Annotated in this window: 12 protein-coding genes and 1 tRNA gene; 3 read left to right on the top strand and 10 right to left on the bottom strand. The window is 39.7% G+C overall.

The window, feature by feature from the left end:
- Positions 1 to 32: 32 nt before the first annotated feature.
- From B9Y69_RS02100 to B9Y69_RS02080, 5 genes are all read right to left on the bottom strand, one after another.
- Complete coding sequence (locus tag B9Y69_RS02100; protein ID WP_085471346.1) at positions 33 to 740, bottom strand: LytR/AlgR family response regulator transcription factor; 708 nt, start codon at positions 738 to 740, stop codon at positions 33 to 35.
- Entirely contained in the window at positions 725 to 1795 is a 1071-nt protein-coding gene (locus tag B9Y69_RS02095; protein ID WP_085471345.1) for a sensor histidine kinase, read from the bottom strand. Before B9Y69_RS02095 ends, B9Y69_RS02100 begins: the two co-directional genes overlap by 16 nt.
- Positions 1792 to 2823, bottom strand: a complete 1032-nt coding sequence (locus tag B9Y69_RS02090) for a sensor histidine kinase (RefSeq protein WP_085471344.1) — start codon at positions 2821 to 2823, stop codon at positions 1792 to 1794. Before B9Y69_RS02090 ends, B9Y69_RS02095 begins: the two co-directional genes overlap by 4 nt.
- Before the next feature lie 29 nt (positions 2824 to 2852).
- Positions 2853 to 5363, bottom strand: coding sequence for a carboxypeptidase-like regulatory domain-containing protein (locus B9Y69_RS02085; RefSeq protein WP_085471343.1), 2511 nt, complete (start codon positions 5361 to 5363; stop codon positions 2853 to 2855).
- Positions 5364 to 5529: 166 nt separating this feature from the next.
- A complete protein-coding gene (locus B9Y69_RS02080; protein ID WP_085471342.1) occupies positions 5530 to 6099 on the bottom strand; it encodes a TMEM175 family protein in 570 nt (189 codons plus the stop codon).
- A gap of 239 nt (positions 6100 to 6338) precedes the next feature.
- On the opposite strand from B9Y69_RS02080, the gene B9Y69_RS02075 reads away from it, so the two are divergent.
- The 3 genes from B9Y69_RS02075 to B9Y69_RS02065 are packed head-to-tail and all read left to right on the top strand — an operon-like array spanning position 6339 to position 11181.
- On the top strand, positions 6339 to 7487 hold the full coding sequence (locus B9Y69_RS02075) for a 6-bladed beta-propeller (RefSeq protein WP_085471341.1): 1149 nt from the start codon (positions 6339 to 6341) through the stop codon (positions 7485 to 7487).
- 3 nt (positions 7488 to 7490) lie between these two features.
- On the top strand, positions 7491 to 10298 hold the full coding sequence (locus B9Y69_RS02070) for a hypothetical protein (RefSeq protein WP_085471340.1): 2808 nt from the start codon (positions 7491 to 7493) through the stop codon (positions 10296 to 10298).
- A gap of 46 nt (positions 10299 to 10344) precedes the next feature.
- Complete coding sequence (locus tag B9Y69_RS02065) at positions 10345 to 11181, top strand: DUF1835 domain-containing protein (RefSeq protein WP_085471339.1); 837 nt, start codon at positions 10345 to 10347, stop codon at positions 11179 to 11181.
- Between the two features lie 93 nt (positions 11182 to 11274).
- Here the strand turns inward: B9Y69_RS02065 and B9Y69_RS02060 are convergent, their stop codons facing one another.
- The 5 genes from B9Y69_RS02060 to B9Y69_RS02040 all read right to left on the bottom strand — a co-directional run bounded on the left by B9Y69_RS02060 (position 11275) and on the right by B9Y69_RS02040 (position 18506).
- Positions 11275 to 12492 carry a TCR/Tet family MFS transporter gene (locus B9Y69_RS02060; protein WP_085471338.1) on the bottom strand — a complete coding sequence of 406 codons (1218 nt, stop codon included), beginning with the start codon at positions 12490 to 12492 and terminating at the stop codon, positions 11275 to 11277.
- A 120-nt stretch (positions 12493 to 12612) separates the two neighbouring features.
- Positions 12613 to 13485 (bottom strand): helix-turn-helix domain-containing protein, encoded by an 873-nt coding sequence (locus B9Y69_RS02055; RefSeq protein ID WP_085471337.1) that lies wholly within the window; start codon positions 13483 to 13485, stop codon positions 12613 to 12615.
- Between the two features lie 135 nt (positions 13486 to 13620).
- Positions 13621 to 13693, bottom strand: a tRNA-Lys gene (locus B9Y69_RS02050).
- Between the two features lie 249 nt (positions 13694 to 13942).
- Complete coding sequence (locus B9Y69_RS02045) at positions 13943 to 15550, bottom strand: RagB/SusD family nutrient uptake outer membrane protein (RefSeq protein WP_200811730.1); 1608 nt, start codon at positions 15548 to 15550, stop codon at positions 13943 to 13945.
- A gap of 10 nt (positions 15551 to 15560) precedes the next feature.
- Entirely contained in the window at positions 15561 to 18506 is a 2946-nt protein-coding gene (locus tag B9Y69_RS02040) for a SusC/RagA family TonB-linked outer membrane protein (RefSeq protein WP_085471335.1), read from the bottom strand.
- Between the last annotated feature and the right edge of the window lie 80 nt (positions 18507 to 18586).

Raw genomic sequence — 18586 nt, 5'->3', positions numbered from 1 at the left:
GGTTCCCCAACATAAACTGTATTTAGCTGATTTTAAACCTCTCCCATCATCTTCATAAAAAAGTCATCATGGTAGGAACTGCCGATTGCAATTTCATATTTTTTAATAAATACGTCCCGATGATCAAAGGAGTCTACTTTCTCTTTATTCACAATAAAAGAACGATTAACCCGAATAAAAGCGGTTTTGGGTAGGCTATCATACATACACTTTATAGTCATGCGCGTAATAATCTGTCGGTCGTCCAACTGCAGGATTATATAGTCCTTCAGCGCCTCTATAAAAAGAATATCTGCCAGCTTAATTTTAAAAAACCGTCGATCGGACTTTACAAAAATGTGGTTCTCTGCTATTTTCTCTACATTTCTATTCTCCTCACCCAATAAAAGCGCATGGTACGCAATCGCTTTTTCTACCGCTTTACGGAATCGAGCGGCATCAATTGGTTTAACCAAATAGTCCAAAGCATCTAGTTCATAGCTGTCTACTGCATATTCCGAATAGGCTGTTGTAAAGATAACCAGGGTGGTATCCGGAATCGTCCGAGCAAATTCAAGCCCGTTCATTCCTGGCATATTGATATCCAGAAAAATTAGATCAACCTTTGTTTCTTTCAAAAAAAGACTTGCTGATTCCGCATTATTAAAACTATCTAACAACTCCAATGGCGTGATCTCATCGACCAATCTTTTTATCCCCTTACGTGCTATAGGTTCGTCATCAACTATGATACACTGCATAATTTCAATTTTACGGTATAATTTTGCGCTGTTTCTATTTTCTCCAGCGTGTATGTATTCGCATATAGTAAATTCAACCTACGGACTATGTTCACCAACCCTATCCCTCCGACTTTCTGCGGAACGGGGCGCTGAGGCTTTGAATTCTCACAGGTAAAAACGAGCGTCTCATTTTCTACCTTAAAGTTCAACTTAACATAGGAAGCCCCATTACTATCGAGGTTATGTTTAACTGCGTTTTCAACAAATGGAATAAACAATAAAGGTGCAACGACAATATGGTCTAATGCGCCGTCCATCTCGACTGTAAATTCAAATTGGTCTCTTCTTACTTTCTCGAGCTCGAGGTAATCAATCAGCAAACGGATATCATCAGTTAAACGAACTTTATCTTTAAAACCATCTGTCAACTGAAACCGCAATAAGTCATCTAATTTAGTCAAAATATGTTGTGCCATCTCTGGCTCATCCTCGACCAAAATATTGGCGTTATTGATCGTATTGAAAAGAAAGTGTGGGTTAATCTGACTCTTCAAAAACTTGAGCTCCGATTCACTTGCTACTTTTTGCAATTCTTGCTTTTTTATACGGCTGTACATGATCGGCTTAAATAGCAAGACAGCCGACATCCCTCCCATAAACAACAGAATGGCCAAAAAAGAAGAGGATAAACTCAGAAAGATTGCCAACGCGCTCGGTTCTTGTCGGGTGACCGCAATATCATAAAATTGATCCTGTAAAACCATCAAGATTAATAGCGCAAAAAAGGTGAATAACACGACCGACAAAACATAGGGCACTATTTTATCTTTTGCCAAAAAATAAGGAAACAAGACGTACACGTTAACAAACACGAGCATATTCATAAAGAGGTAATAGGTAAGCCAACCCCAGAAACGGTTAACGGATAGATTTAGCGTGTCCGGTGTATCGAAAAACACCCCTATAGTAATCAGCAGTATAATGCCTTGTAAAAAAAGGTGTCTATGGATACGATAGGCATCCGATGTCAAGAAAGGAATCCCTTTATTATGTTCAACCTTCACATCCATCATACCACCTCTAATTTAAGTTCTATGCTTCCTCCATAAACTGTCAAGGCATATAAATCTGGATAGAGCGTATCGAGCTTTTCCATTACATCTTGTCTATTTTCATCCGCCAAGGTAATACGATCGGTAAATTTACACTGAAACACGATATTCTTATTGACGGCTTCGATAACCACATCCAGCTGCTTTACTTCCGCCTGTACCAAAATAGATTGCAACAAGACAATCACGAGTAAAGGAGAAATGATTGCCTTATTTGTATTTCCTTTTACTTCCAAGTGGTAGTCAAAAGGATCATCAGTAATCAATTTTTTCAACTCTAAGAATTGTTTAATAAACGTGATCTCGGAATGGAGAAATACCTTTTCCCGGTCACACTCATACAACTGGTAGCGTAATAGCTGCCCCAGTTGCATGAGTATTTGGGAGGATTTTTGTGCATCGGAATTCGCTAGATAAGCGGCTTTCTGTAATGCTTTAGATAGAATAACCGGTGACACCTGCCCTTTTAGCTTGTTTACTTCTGATTCCAGGTACTTATATTCCAACGCCATGATATGCGCATTCATGGTATTCCATTTACGGAATAAGGTGACGGCACACATACTCCAAAAGCAAATAATGGTAATAGCCGAGGCAGATAAACTATCAACCAAGATAAGAGGATTGGTGTATGAGATTATGCGATGGCTTAATCCCAAAAATGTCCGTATGCTATATTCCATCGATATCCCTACACACAACAGCAGAAATACAAAAATCACAGAAGATAGGACGTAAGTTACATACCGCTCACGAAGCAAAAACTTTGGTATTAAAACGAAGTAATTAACGTATGTGGTTAGTAAATAAGTAGCGAATGATAGCAAACCAATCAGATATATTTTACCGCCCAAATGAGCAAGGGATTCCTGATACCCAATGAATACTTGATTGAACGTGATGATCCCCAACGTAACGATAAAGAACAAATGTCGGCCTATTCGATATTCGGGATCGACAATCAAACGATAGAATTTACTTTGATGCATAATTTCCGCAGAATTGCACTAAAATTACATTAAAAATCGATCCTATATAATATATTGAACAATGAAGTGGCCTGTTTTTTTGCTTCGATCCTATTATTTTTCACATTGTACGCATGTTCATAATACTCTTTGGTGCGACTCGCGTTTAACCATTTCACAGCAAATTCATGCGATCGGTTTGTTCTGTTCATCCGATAGCTTATCGCGTAATTAGCAAGCAACATCGGTGCGAACTGCCGAGCATAAGCATTCGTTTCGTCGTATTGGATTTCTTTGTCCACATGATGGAGTGAAGCCGATTCATCAACGGGTGTATATCGATTACCACCTTGATAGGTTAGCTTTAAATTGACACTCAGCAGATTTCTCTTTTGAACACCCAACATCCATTCTTTACCGACTAATCCATTCACAACAAAACGCCTGTTGTATTTGGTATTGAACCACACACCATTCCCTCCCCTATATTTGGAGTCGAACACGGAGGCTGTCAGCATATAATAATATCCTTTGGTGAGGTATTTCTCCAACGTTACATCTAATCCATAATTCCGTCCTTTTCCTTCATTCACCAAGGCATCTTCGACATAGAACAAACTGCGGTTAAGTACCGAGTAAGAGCTATCTGCTATAACCGGTACATCGAATAGATGCTGAAAGTACGGTTCAACTTTAAGGTTCATATTGTCCGCTATTTTATACTGGTAGGACAAGGTTAAGTGATGTGTTTTTGTGAAATCAAGGTCCTTGTTTAACTGCTCTCCCGTATGTTTATCCTGGACATAGTACACATCCATCTTTTCCATTCGGCTGTGTAAACCGTAAGCCAGTGCCAACGTGTTTTTTGGCGATGATTGCCATCTCACCGAAACGCGGGGTTCTACTGTCCATTGACCATTTAAGCTAAGAACCTGACTGTTTAAGCCTAAAGTAGCGGACACGCTATTGCTTAACGTAAACAAGGAACTACTGTACGCAGAGATCAGATTGGTATTGCCTTTTCCTTTCGAAATGGTTTCTAGATTTTCACCTATAAAAGGCGATAGTCCTAAGTTCATTGTGTAGTCCATATGTGTCAGCGTGACTCCACTTTTATTCGTGTGCGTTGCGCTGTACTTTTTACCGAATGCCGTTGTCAAGATCAGGTTGAGGTATCGATTATCCAAATCGAGGTACGGCGTCGTCGTATTGGCGTCTTTGTAGTAATTTTCCTGTGCTTTATTCTTCGTGTAAACAGAAGCCATCGTGCTTTGTAGAACCCCACCATTCTTAAAATTATACCGATGACTAATGCCGGCTGTTCCAGAAGTTTGTTTCATTTCCGAAAATTTACTATCATCGATATACTTCCATTTTTCCGGGTCTTCTTCTTGGGTTAAAAACTTATCAACCAACCCTGTTCCCCAAATAGAAAATGTATTTCCTTTTTTACTCGGGAAGTTCAGTTTGAAATTCAAGTCCTGATAATCCAGCAGTTGATCTTTGGTCTGGCCAGCACTCATTTTATTCATCAATCCGGTGGTCGAATAGCGATAATTAAAAAGATAAGAAGCATCACAATTCTTACGGAGTGGGCCTTCGGAAGCGAAGTCTAACCCCAATAGACCCATTTGAAAGGTATGTTCGAAATGGCGATTATTTCCATTGCGCATCTTCATATCAAACACACCGGATACGGCATTACTATATTCGGCAGGAAAAGCGCCGGTATAGAAGTCGGATTTACCTAAAACATTGGCACTTAAAGCGGATAAAACACCTCCACCTAAGGTGGCTATATCGGCAAAGTGATTTGGATTGGGTATTTCCACGCCTTCCAATCGCCACTGGAGCAGGCTGGGTGCATTGCCATGAACCGACAAACCGTTGTTTCCGACGCTCGGGGATATACCGGCAAAGGAGCTCAACAAACGGGCCGGATCATCCATCCCTCCCGCGTACCGACTTGCTTCCTCCACGCGTAAGGATCGTCCGCCCGTTAACGCCATTTTATTAGAGACTTGTTCTTTGCTGCTAACGGAAACGACAGTCACATCTTTTATCGCCAATTCACTGGGATCCATGGTTACTTCTAGAAATACCTCCTTCTTAGAGCTTAATAAAATTTCTTGAACGATTGTGGGTTTATAACCGACGGATGAGAGCTGAATACTATACCGACCGACCGGTATATTTTGTAGTATAAAATGTCCCTGAAGATCTGTTTGTCCGCCGATACTGGGATGCTCCACCACCTTCAAAGACACAAATGATATAGGTTCTGCCGATACGCGATCTGTTACAACACCTCTAATGTTCTGCGTTACCTGTGCCTGACTGTAGGCTAACGGCGCCCCCCATAGCAGGAGCAGAATTATCGACATTCGGTTCTTGCATGCACGCATAAGGTTATATAGTGCGTGGAATAGATGTCGGACTCCTTTCTTTTTGGATAACTGCTCACTGAGGACCTTCTCTAGCGCGTCCAACACTTTCTCGCAATCGGAAATAGATACTTCTGATAGGGCTGCTATCTTTTCGACCGTTTCTTGCTTCTTCATTTCGTTTTTATCTAATTGATAAGACAAAACTAGAGCGTGACGAAACATGCCACAGAAAGATGAGACAGAATATCCCCTTTCTGCGACAGAAACTGCTTTTTAGTCTAACTATACCTGTAGAATATCGTCGTTTCGGACGGGGCTGACTGCTACAAGAAGATTATGTTTACTCCTTCTTTTCCAATCTTCTGTCTGGTATGATCCATATCATGGCTACGATATAATAGAACACCAACGCTAAATACGGGTAGTAAAAGGAGCTTATTATACCGATCAAATACAGGATAATGGAGGCTTTCTCTTTGACGCTGTTGCCTATCGCTAATGAGAATTCAGACCCTTTTCCTTCTTGTTTTTTTATACGGTAAGACAAGTTTGCATAGGCGATTGCGACCATGATGAGTAAAATTCCATAAAACAGGGTTGTTCGTTCAACGAAATGGTGCTCCCCCATCCAAGCGGTTCCAAAAGGGATCAACGATAAACAGAATAGAAAAAAGAGGTTACTCCATAGTATGCCACCATTGACTTTATGTAGGTAATGCAGCATGTGATGGTGGTTGTTCCAGTAGAGTCCGACATACAAAAAACTGAGGACATAACTGATAAATTTAGGGTGAAGACTGTAAAGAGCTTTCCAATCGGTAGACTCTGGCACCTTCAGTTCGAGGACCATGATGGTGATGATTACTGCGATCACGCCATCACTAAAAGCTTCCATTCTAGCGGTATTCATATGCATTAGTTTAATTGACAGTTGTTCAATATGTAATTATTTGCAACAGTGGGTATTTCCTAGAATGAAAAGCAGTGCTGTTGACAGGAATAAAAATAGAACTATTTTCGGGTAAAGAATAGCCTGTTTGATTTTTTTCTCTTACACGCATAAGTTACTACGAATAAGTAGGTTAAAATAAATATTCCCCTATATGTGAATTATGTTATTTTTAATTATTTTAGAGCAAGATTAACCAAATGAAAAGAAACTTACTAATTACCTTGTTATTGCTGTCAACTCTTGCTTGTTATGCGCAGCGACTAATACATGACCCCAGTATCCCGATACAGAAGTTCCGCATTATCATTGAACAATTACGTGGAGGGACCGTCTCTGAGAACCTAACAGATTTAACGTATATTCCATTAGGTGGAACCAAAAACGATGTTATAGACTATATCGCTAGTTCTGTTTTTACCAAAGAACGAATCGCTATTGTCAATAATGAAAATGGTCATTTGTTTCTCTACGATGAAAAAGGAAACCTTATAAAAAGAATATCAAAAATAGATGGTTATAAACCAAAAGATAAAAGAGTTTTCTACGGTGTGCAAAGAGAAGGTAATAAGCTGATTCTTTTCGGTGAACTGCTGAAGGCGACACTTGACTTTGACGGAAATATTTTGGAAAAAGATATCGATTACAAATATAAGACGGAACGGCCGATCGTAACATTGGGAGAAACGACCTATACCTATGGTCGGACCGAAGTTAAAAAAGATTCCTTCCCAGAATTTGCACTAAAGATGAACGATCAGATTTTAGTACGCTATGATACACGGGATACGGTTAGCAATATCTTTTCTCAAGGAACACCACTGGTTAAGATTTCGGACACAAAAGCCTTTGCCATTTTTCCAACGACCTATAATTTTTTCGAATTGTCGCCCGATGGAATATCAAAAATCCATCAGTTTCTATTTCCACTAAAGAATACGATAGATACGTCAAATTTCCAAGTGTACAAAAGTGGGCAAAAGCTTTTCGAGTATTTAAATAAGAATCAAGAAAAAGTTTACTGCGTAGGGCAACCTCTTCTTTACAAAAACTACCTTATCCTGCAAATTGGAAGCCTGAAGTTAGCAGCTTGGGTTGCCTACGATATAAATCGTGGAGACATTATAAGTTTAAATAAAATTCTGCCCGATGTGTCAAATGATTTCTTGGAATTCCTGGATAGAAACACGCTGACAACAGACGGTGAATATCTATATAGCATCATCTATCCTAATGCTATTCCGCGAGCCAAGGATAAATCCAGAAATGAAGGACACAGCATGCGGAATGAGTATGCTAAATTAGAAAAATCCTTAAACCCCATCCTTGTACGCTTCAAGCTCAATTAATTGATGAATATAAAATCTATTTTTCTCGTCCTAATCTCTTTAGGGTTGTGCTTACATGCAATTTCACAGACCAAGATTACAGGTACACTCATCGATTCGACATACAACCGTGTACTGGAGTCCGCAACCGTATCGGTATATGAACAAGGAAAGAAGGCGGTTGATAAAGTTACACTAACCGATCGCTATGGCAAGTTTGAAATCCTAGGTTCCGCCTCCGGAAAGCCCCTGATTTTGGAACTGTCGCTCCTGGGCTACGATAAGCTACGCATTGATTTTCAACTAACGGCTAACGAGAAGAAAGATTTCGGGAAGTTCAATATGAAGCAGTCTGTCAACGAAATTGAAGCCATTGAGATGGTACCACCGGTACGTATGAATGGAGATACTATAGAGTTTAATGCAGATGCCTTTGAACTAGACTCCAACGCTGTGGTGGAGGATCTACTAAATAAGCTTCCCGGTATTGTTGTCTGGGGTGATGGAGCGGTAACCTATAACGGTCGGCCAGTGCCCACGATATTGGTGAATGGGAAACCATTCTTCGGTGCAGATATGGCTATCGCCTTACAGAATATAGATAAGAAAGCAGTGAATAAACTTCAGGTATACGATAAGAGAAGCCGGGAGGATAAAGAGAATGATCCTGAAGGCAAAAAACTGGAAATGAATGTCGTGCTAAAAGAGGGAAAAGAAAATATGATTTTCGGAAATATTGGTGGAGGGTACGGTACGGATGAGCGTTATCAATCCTCCATGAATATAAATAAGTCACACACGAAAGCACAAACCACCGTTGCTTATTCCGGCAGCAACATTAATAAAGATCTCGCTAATATCGATCAGCTCCTAAAGAATACGACGTTTAAAGGAATTGGTATTAATGCGGACTTTGCTCCAGACTTTTTACGGCAAGGTATTTTAGAACAACATGTTGTTGGGGGTCGGTATCAATATGATTTTAAAGGTTCCGCAACACCCAATAACCAACATATTGCTACCGGAAATATTACGGCACGCTGGAATAGAAATAACAATGAAAATGAATCGAGTACGATCTTGCTAAACCCAGAAAGTGCAGATCGCAATTCGCGGTCTTACTCTTCCACGAGTGAGCAGGACTGGCGTGTCCAAAATGGAAGTTTCAACTATCAGCATACAGATTTCACCTATAATCAAGGAAAGCGGAATAGTATGTATTCAGGAAACGTATGGATGGAAAATTCAAAAAACGATAACCGCAATAGTAGTCTGACAACATATAATTACCTCAATAACCAATCTTCTAATAATCTTAACAATACGGATGAAACCTGGCGAAAGGGATTAAACTTCAATGGTAGCATCCAACTGGAGGCCAAACCAAACTATATGATCAATGGCAAGAGCCAACTCTCTTTTATGGATCATATGCGTGTTCATCTTCAAGTCGATGGTAATTTCAATAATGAGCGTGCCGATTCTTATAAGTTAGGCGATTATGTAAACTTTACCGATTCGTCCCTGGACAAAAAGTCGGAAAGGAGATATAATAATGAACAGTCAAACCAGTATTTTAACGGCAATCTTTTGATTCGACATAAAACGTTTGGAATAAGAAATCGGATTAATTTCAATACCAGGGAAGAAAACAGTTTGGTCAATGATTTAGTAGGTACTACCCTGTTGCAAAACAACAGTCTCTCCCATGATTCGAGATTTAGACAGACACAATATGAGCCTAGCTTAGAGTTTTACAAAACGTTAAAAAATAAATATTTAAACGGCCGCTACTATTATAATCTGAATCTTGAAACATCCATCGGTACACGCTTCTTCCGCAACAACAATATCTCTACACTGGATTACCGTAACTTAGCGCAACGATTTAACAGTGTTTTAGGTTCGCTGGCTCTTAACTATAGCTATAGTAAAATGGGCAAATTTTATTCTTCACATAATCTGCGATACAACTACAATGAAGAATATGCCAACCTACAGCAATTGCGTCCTATTTATGATGACATCAGTCCTGGTTACCGGTTCTATGGCGCTATTAACCCAATTAAGGCAACAGGTGTTCATTACATCAGTTATAATGGATACTACAACCAAGAGCGTCAGCATGCTTTATCTTTAAATTATAATATTGGTTATCGCCTTTATAAAAATGGATTAACAGACAGTTTGGTATACGCGGAGAATGAACAACAAAATTATACCGTTCAGGTTCCTAACGACATGTATGTCCTCACTTTCACGACCTACCTATCGAAGCCTTTCTTTATAAAAAAAGGTCAGACGCTTACGCTTAATATGTCAGTCAATGCCAATTGGGGCAACAAGTATCAGTTTGTGGATGGTCATATGCAAGAGATGATAAATCGTCGTATTGGCGGTAATATGAGCACCTACTATACCATTCTGAATAAATTTCAGGTAGGCTGGAAAAATGACCTGAACTTTTATAAGCGTCATGATAAATTGGCTACTGATGCCAAAAACGACTATTCCTCCTCTACATGGAATTCGGGGCTAGCTATGGCCTACCAGGTAACTAAACGTTGGACCGTAAATACCAGCGTGGACAATCGATCTAATTTTTCTAAATTTCAGGATAATCATGCTGTTATTTGGAATGCCAATACGACTTATAGAATGCTTAAAGGCAATAATCTGGAGCTGAAGTTCGAAGCGTTAGATTTATTACGTCAAAATAAAGGATTCTACTTTAATGATGGGGTAACAGAGTTTACTACGGGGTATCGAAACATCTTGACACAGTACTACATGATTAGCTTGAGCTATATGCCGCGTAAATTTGGGAAATAAGTATAAATTATAGTAAAGAAAAATTTATCATATCAACATACTTAATATGAGACAAAAAGATTTACATATAATCTTTGGATTGCACAGCAAGAATCTATTAATGCAAAGTGAACAAATTGACCCTAAGCGATCCGAGATATTAGTATTGCATGACTCCCTTTCCTTAGGTCCATTATACGATCTCTATGATAAAAAATCTAGCGAATATAGAAACCTATGGTGGGATAAAATAGGAGCAACAAAACCGAAAGAGGATGAGGTTAATTACATACTTGATGAAACAAATAACCTAAAAAATGCAATTGATAAAAGTGACAATTATGATAATATCTACTTATGGCTTGGCCATAATACTGATGAAATAATTCTTACTGCCAGAATACTTCACTACCTTAAGGAAGTAGCTATTCCAGTCTTCAAGTTAAATCTTACTAAGACAATTTTCACAAATGACAAGGGCATGGAAACCGAATTTCATTCTATTCAAATGATGAAGGCAGAGCATGTTCAAGGAGTATCAAAATACTTTGAAGAGCTAAACATCAATGATAAAACTTATTACGCTTCACTTTGGGAACAAATTGGTAAGGAACAATCATTTGTCCGTATTTTTGGCAAATCAATGAACTATGTATCTGGAGATGAAACCTTTTTGGATCAATTTTTAATAAACAATTGCAAGGAAACAGTACAAACATCTTCATATGTTGTGGCTTACACCCTTTTTGAGCTTTGGAATCATTATGGTTTTGGCTGTGGTATAGGTGATCTTTTTCTCTATTATAGATTGAGACAATTAGGAAAAATGGGTAAAATTGAAATTCAATACGCACAGGAAGGTACCGACAGAAGAGAAACAATATTTGATGTAAAATACAGATAAACTTACCCCTTTGAAGAAAGAGAACTAATTTGGTAGTTTCCGTTTTAGTCTTTCTGTATGGAATAAATGGAGATGTAAACCTTGTCATAAAAGTCATTTACTTTTCCGTTGAAAAGCAAAATATACAATAACCGCGCTAATAGACATTAAAATAGATGCTAGAAAAAAGGGGGCTCCTGAAAATTCAAAGGGCGCTTTATCGTGTGTAAAATAATAGAATATGTTTGTCATAACCGGAGGACCAATAATAGAAGTAGCACTCACTATACTTGCTAAGGCTCCCTGAAGTTCCCCTTGTTCATTAGAAGGAATATTTTTACTGATTATAGATTGCAGTGCCGGTCCGCACATTCCGCCTAAAGAATACGGGATCAGGAAAACAAACATCATCCAACCTTGATTAGTGAATGCAAATAGCATTAATCCCAGGGCATAGAATAACAAGCCGAAATATACACTTTTCTGTTCTCCCAATTTTGGGGCTGTCCATCGTATTAGAACTCCCTGCACTAATCCAAGCAATAATCCAAGTAGACCAAGTGATAAACCTACGGTTCGTTCTGTCCAATTAAATTTATACATGGTAAAGAAATGCCAGTTGCTCTGCACGGCATGAAGAGCGACATAGACCAAGATTAAAGCGACAACAAGGTTTGATATCTTTGATTGTTTTTTCAGAAAGATAAATGTTCCGATCGGGTTTGCACGTTTCCAATTGAATGCCCGACGTTTATCTTTTGCCAAACTTTCTGGTAGTATAAATAGTCCGTAAAGAAAATTCACCATACATAATACAGCAGCAACATAGAAAGGAACCCGGGCTCCATATTGTCCTAGCAAACCACCCATTACCGGACCAATAATAAAGCCCAATCCAAAAGCAGCACCAATTAAGCCAAAGTTTTTAGTTCTATCTTCGTCCGTGGATATGTCAGCTATATATGCACTGGCTGTTGAAATACTTGCCCCAGTAAGCCCTGCAATGACTCTTCCGAAAAACAACCAACCGATAGAAGGTGCAAGTGCTAATAGTATATAGTCAATAGCAAATCCAAAAAGAGAGATTAAAATAATAGGCCGTCGTCCATATTTATCGCTTAGATTACCTATTATAGGTGCACATATAAACTGCGTAATTGCATAAGCGAAACCGAGCCAACCTCCATATTTTGCGGCTTCACTAAGGTCACTATGAATAAGTTCTCCAATGAGCTTAGGAACGACAGGAAGTATAATTCCCCAACCTGTTATATCGATCAACAACGTGATAAATATAAATCCAATAGCTGCCTTTTTACCTGTTTTTTTCATGCTGTAAAATTAAACAGCGATAAAAACAAGGGGTTGACAATTTAATGGTGTTTACGTACAATTTGAAAGCTGCTAATCCGCAGCAATCTGTAAATACTTAAGATACATAAACGTATTACATTATTCGTTTCTATACGTTTTTGGCGACACTCCTGCTATTCTTCTAAAATATCTGCTAAAGACACTTGTTTCTTCAAAATGAAGCGCATTACTAATTTCCTTAATCGAAAAATTAGAAGATTTCAATAATGTTTTAGCATGCAGAATGGTGATATGATCAATCCACTGTAATGCAGATTTTCCAGTTTTCTGTTTTAGGAAAGTAGAAAGATATTGTGGTGTTAAATGTAGCTTTTCAGCATAAAATGCAACACTTCTTTGTTGGTTAGCATGCTTTGAAATTAGCAGATAGAAATCATCTATGATTTCATGCGTGCGGTTTTTCACGAAGCTTTTGCTATTCGGTAAATTAGAATATACTTCAGAAATCATACTAATTAAGACCATAACAAGATGCTTTAGCATTTGGGCCTTATTGGGACTTGGTTTTTTATGATAGAAATTTTGTATCAGGGTTAATAGTTCATTCTGGAGCTTGATGTCTTCGGGTTGAAGTCTGATAATGGGCTGCCATCTAATTTGATTATTCATTACAAACTCACGTAGAATGGGAAATTCTGTAATAAAATCTAACGAAAGACCAATAGTTACTATTTCTGCATCTTCACTCAATGACTTTGTATCAATCATTAATTGTGGTTGTAAAATAGCGATATCACCGGCATTTAATTCATACTCTAAAAAGTGGATTTGGGATTTCATGGATCCTTTTACCATGAAGCCTAGTAATAAACCTTCAAATAGGCGACTATGCGTTGTATATTTCTTCTTGGGGTCATTTTGTTGATTCAGAACAATTATCCCTTCCGTCTTTTTCGAAGGATCAAGATTATACAATTCATAGACGTTATCTAAAGTTATAAATAGAGCCATGTACAAATATCAAAAAATAATATTTTATAACTCACTTTAAAATTTTTGAACCTGAGCCTTCACGAATCGAACCCTTGGGTTCTCATCCCATGGGATTAAAACAAAAAAAGCAACTCTTGTGAAGTTGCTTTTTTGTGATCCCGCTGGGATTCGAACCCAGGACCCATACATTAAAAGTGTATTGCTCTACCAGCTGAGCTACGGAATCTTTACTCTTTCTTTTTTCGAAGTATCCTTCGTTGTTTGGAGTGATGCAAAGGTAGGTAAATCCTTTTAAAATGCAAACCCTAGCGTACTTTTTTTTGAAGTTTATTGCGAATAACCTCTGTTATAGGGAATTATTTTTCGATTGATTAACGACATAATATGTGTCCCTCCCAATATTAGACGTCGAGAGGGACACATTTGTTTTAGAAATGAGACTTTTTAAGGTATATGTACGTAAAAGCACCACACATTAGTAGCCTGTGTTTTGTTTTAATTTCGGATTTTTATTGATTTCATCATTTGGAATAGGAAACAAGGTGCGACTTTGTGCGTTCGCATGTGGTGCATGATTGAACCAAGACTTCGTCTGAAAGACACCAAAACGAATAATATCTTGGCGTCGATGTGCCTCCGCCGTAAATTCCCAGCCAAGTTCATCCAAGAAGCGTCCATACTTAATATCCTGTCCCCCATTTGTGCCCGCAACACTACCATCTTTGTTCTGTAATCCATAATTGTATTTACTTCCCCCAAGAAGGTCCGCGCCCGAAACCGTAGCTTTTGTCGGATTCGCCCTGAAGGCACGTTCACGCACTTGGCTCACTAAAACTGCGGCATCACTTTCACGCCCTGTACGAAGCAAGGCTTCCGCTTTCATCAATAGCACATCGGCATACCTAAACATCGGATAATCGTTATCCAAATTGTTAGTCGCTCCTTTCTTTATCTCATACTTACCAATACGATACCCCGCATTAGAAGCAGCGATGGTGCCGTCTCCACCAATCCCTGGAACAGCTTTTTCGTACGTTATCACAAGTTCCCCTGTTGTGGCATGGTACTGTGGCCCCTGAATCCAACTGTCGTAGAGTCTTTGGTCTTCCTTGTCGTAGCTATCGATAAACTGTGGTACAGCGCAATTACCGCCCCAAGGACCAGCAGCCATATTATACACCAATCGACTAAGCGGATCTAGGGTCTTCATATGTATTTGGCTCCCCTGTCCATACACTTCGTCGTAGGGAACAGAAAAGATGATCTCAGGTGAATTTTGATTCGTTGGAGAAAAGACACTCTTGTATTCTGTATCCAAACGATATTTATTTGCATTGATAATATCATCTGTCAGACTAATCACCTTATCCCACGACGATACACCGACGTAAACTTCAGAATTTAAATAAACTTTCGCCAGCAGCGCACGGGCTGCCCATACATTCATACGACCGTACATACTGCCTACTTCATTCGATAAAAGCGGGATAACGGTTGTCAACTCATTCACCACGAAATCATACACTTCCTTACGCGTTTTTTGTTCTGGAAGGCTAACGTCACGGTAGTCCGTAACAATAGGGACATTGCCATGGTTATCCAACAGCAGGTAATAGGCTAATGCACGAGCGGCACGCAGCTCTGCAATTGCCGATTTACCCACGCTTTCCGGAAGCGGTAAAGTACCGTCTTCAATCTGCATAATGACCCGATTCGCCTTCGTTATACTGGAATATGCTTGCTGCCAGGTATTGTAAGGCTGCCACTGTATAGTGGTCCACGTATGCTGGTGCATCCGTCGATATGTCCCGGCATCGTCCCAACCATTCGGGCGTACAGGCGTGATAATATGATCCGCCGATTCTTCTTGTAAGTCAAAATACCCTTGCCAGCCAAACATCAGGTTTCTAAAGGACGCATAAACCGGTGCTAAAATTGTCGGCAAATCACGCTCTTGTGGTTGATATTCCTTCTCGAGCACTTCCGAGAATACTTCTTCGGAAAGATCCGTACAGGAGTTAAAAGATAGCAGCCCAAATCCTACAAGCGCTGTCATCCATATATATTTATTATTTCTAGACATAATTTCAAGATTAAAATGTAACGTTCAGACCTGCCGTAAATGTCCGTGTCGTCGGGTAACGATCCCGGTGTTCAATACCTGGTGCAAAAGTGAAATCCCCCGAGTAGCTTGTCGCCTCCGGATCCAGTCCTTTATACCCTGTGATGGTCATCAGGTTCAATCCGGAAACATATAAACGCAAACGATTTATACCCTTTATCGCCTGCGGTTTAAAACTATAGCCTAAGGTCACATTATCCAATTTCACAAAGTCAGCATCCTCAATATAGTGCGAGACATACACCAAGTCATTATTCAACGTTTTACCATAAACAGGGTCATAAGCCGTCTTTAGTGCATTGTAAGCTTTATTGATTGGGTTTTCATAATACATGCGGGTCATATTCAGAACTTGGTGCCCAAAAGCCCCCCGTAGGGTGAAACTAAAGTCAATATTCTTATAGTTAAAGCTGTTATTCCAACCCAAGTTAAAGTCCGGGATACCATTTCCATAATACTGACGATCATCCGGTGTCGCATCCGCCATGGTTACCGCTTCTCCGGTCTTACTTTCTACCAGCCACTTTCCATTATCATCAACACCAACGGTCTTCCAAACATAAAAGTCACCAATGGAACGTCCTACCTCCACCCTGTGTGTCGCAATCTGAATAGGCTCCCCTGTATATCCTGCTTCAAAGAAAGGTACCGTTACATTAAATGCATCGTTCGAAAGATTAATCAGCTTATTTTTGTTTGTAGAAAAGGTAAGTCCTGTCTTCCATTTGAAATTTTCTTTCCGCACGGCATCGACATTGATCAAGACCTCCACACCACTGTTACTCATTTCTCCGGCATTCAACATCATGCTCGAATACAAATAAGGTGGTGAAGGAACGCTGAACTGATACAAAAGGTCTTTTATACGACGGGAGTAATAATCTACCGAACCATAAACACGATTATTAAGCATACTAAAGTCTAACCCGACATTATATTCATGCTTCTTTTCCCATTTCAGATCGGGGTTGAAATTTCGTACCGGTACAAATCCAGGAACCCATTTACCATTGATATATGCGCCCTGGCCACGGTCAAAATTATAACTCGTTTGCGACATATACGAAGAAGAAGCAATCGTTCCTGTTACCCCAAATCCGGCACGTAACTTCAATTGATTAATGGCTTTGACCTCTTCCATAAAAGGTTCCTTCGCCATATCCCAACCTAGTGAAATAGCTGGAAAATTTCCCCACTTATTGTTCTCTCCAAATGTTGAGGATCCCTCTCTACGAATACTCGCCATCGCCATATACCGCTCCTTATAGCTATACGTCGCGCGCGCAAAGAAACCCGCTAGTTTCCATTGACTCTTTCCACTGGTCATCGACGCCATTCCGCGTTGAAGCGCCATCCCTGACTCTAATTTATTATAACTGTAATTATCCGTTGGGAAGTCAAAATTGTAAGCATAGAAGTTCTCTGCTGTATTATCCTGCCAACTATAACCACCTAAAACACCGAGTTTATGAAGACCAAACGTCTTATTGTAATTTGCCGTTAGCTCCATCAGGTTTTCAACCATCGCCGATGTACTCCGAGAGGCTGTTCCATTCAGGTTATTTTTTGTTGTATTCACATGATCAAAGGAGGTCGAGTTTCCGTATAGATCGTTCTGCTGTACACGTGATAACAACATCTTTAAACTCAAGTCCTGAATCGGTCGATACTCCAAGGATCCATTCATTCGGGTTTCGCGAAAAATACGATCATTTACCGTCTCGTGGATCATACCTAAGGGATTATCGTACATATACGCATTATTCTCTTGCCATTTTCCTTGATCGTTAAATACACGATCTGTAGGGTTCCGGATAATCGCTTGGCGCCACATATAATCCGACGAACCACCCTGCTTAGCTGTGGTACTCCGATTAATAACCTGCATATTGGTGCGAAGCTTCCCATCAAACATTTCGTGGTTTAGATCCGCACGTATATTGAGACGTTCCTGTCCACTTTTCAATAATACACCTTCCCAGTCTCTATAATTGACCGAGCCCGTAAAGTTTGTTCGTGCATTACCACCAAAAAGGGTCACATTGTGGTTATGACTGAATGGGTTCTGGGTGACTTCATCAATCCAATTCGTTGAGCTTCCTAAATCGGTATATTTTACGCCCTCCCCAATCAGCCGCTTATAGTCATCCGCTGTCATCATATCCGGTTTACGGAATAACGTCTGTAGGTTGGCGTAGTTGTTATACTCGATAGAAGTACGATTATCGTTGGATCTATTCTTACGCGTGGTGATCAAGATCACACCGCTTGTTGCGCGTGTACCATAGATCGCCGCAGCCGAACCATCTTTCAAGACATCTATTGATTCTATATCTTCCGGTGCCACCGTATTCAGGTTTCCTGGGATTCCGTCGATAATAACCAATGGATCTTGTGAACCATTAATAGAATTTAAGCCCCGAAGGTTAATTTGCGAAGACGAATTGGGATCTCCATTCGGAGTTGTAATCCGTAACCCGGCTACTTTACCTTGAATGAGCTGACCCGCATCTTTTACAGCACCTTGTGTAAAATCCTCTGCTTTTACACTTGCAATTGCGCTAGTCACCTCGCCCTTCTTTTGGGTACCGTAACCGACGACGACGACTTCATCAATGGCTTCCGAAAAAACGGATAAGTTAATGGTTAAGGATGACTCTGTTGTCAGTACGATCGTTTTGGAGGCGTAGCCAACAGCTGTGACCAATAAACTGGCTCCCTTTTGGTAGCTCAGAGAAAAGGATCCATCGTTTTCTGATGATTGTTTCTGATTTGTGCCTTGGAGCTGTAACGTTGCTCCCGGAATGCCCTCCCCAAGTGGGTTGAGCACCTTTCCTTTCAATAGAATACGCTCCTGTGCATACAGGCCCGTCATTAAAAGACAGGTTAGCAATAGGTACGAAATAATTTTTTTCATGCTTGGTTTAAATCTGGTAATTTATAACAACTAAGTTATTTTTTATTAAATGTTATAATAACACTTATTTTAACAAACCT

It is taken from the genome of Sphingobacterium psychroaquaticum, from assembly GCF_900177625.1.
Taxonomy (GTDB): domain Bacteria; phylum Bacteroidota; class Bacteroidia; order Sphingobacteriales; family Sphingobacteriaceae; genus Sphingobacterium; species Sphingobacterium psychroaquaticum.
This window is presented reverse-complemented; position numbering and strand designations above follow the sequence as displayed.

Excerpts from the sequence above, each read along its gene's own strand:
- B9Y69_RS02100 (WP_085471346.1), bottom strand. The coding sequence starts at position 740 with ATGCAGTGTATCATAGTTGATGACGAACCTATAGCACGTAAGGGGATA.
- B9Y69_RS02070 (WP_085471340.1), top strand. The coding sequence starts at position 7,491 with ATGAATATAAAATCTATTTTTCTCGTCCTAATCTCTTTAGGGTTGTGC.
- B9Y69_RS02085 (WP_085471343.1), bottom strand. The coding sequence starts at position 5,363 with ATGAAGAAGCAAGAAACGGTCGAAAAGATAGCAGCCCTATCAGAAGTA.
- B9Y69_RS02045 (WP_200811730.1), bottom strand. The coding sequence starts at position 15,550 with ATGTCTAGAAATAATAAATATATATGGATGACAGCGCTTGTAGGATTT.
- B9Y69_RS02075 (WP_085471341.1), top strand. The coding sequence starts at position 6,339 with ATGAAAAGAAACTTACTAATTACCTTGTTATTGCTGTCAACTCTTGCT.
- B9Y69_RS02080 (WP_085471342.1), bottom strand. The coding sequence starts at position 6,099 with ATGAATACCGCTAGAATGGAAGCTTTTAGTGATGGCGTGATCGCAGTA.
- B9Y69_RS02055 (WP_085471337.1), bottom strand. The coding sequence starts at position 13,485 with ATGGCTCTATTTATAACTTTAGATAACGTCTATGAATTGTATAATCTT.
- B9Y69_RS02065 (WP_085471339.1), top strand. The coding sequence starts at position 10,345 with ATGAGACAAAAAGATTTACATATAATCTTTGGATTGCACAGCAAGAAT.
- B9Y69_RS02060 (WP_085471338.1), bottom strand. The coding sequence starts at position 12,492 with ATGAAAAAAACAGGTAAAAAGGCAGCTATTGGATTTATATTTATCACG.
- B9Y69_RS02040 (WP_085471335.1), bottom strand. The coding sequence starts at position 18,506 with ATGAAAAAAATTATTTCGTACCTATTGCTAACCTGTCTTTTAATGACG.
- B9Y69_RS02095 (WP_085471345.1), bottom strand. The coding sequence starts at position 1,795 with ATGATGGATGTGAAGGTTGAACATAATAAAGGGATTCCTTTCTTGACA.
- B9Y69_RS02090 (WP_085471344.1), bottom strand. The coding sequence starts at position 2,823 with ATGCATCAAAGTAAATTCTATCGTTTGATTGTCGATCCCGAATATCGA.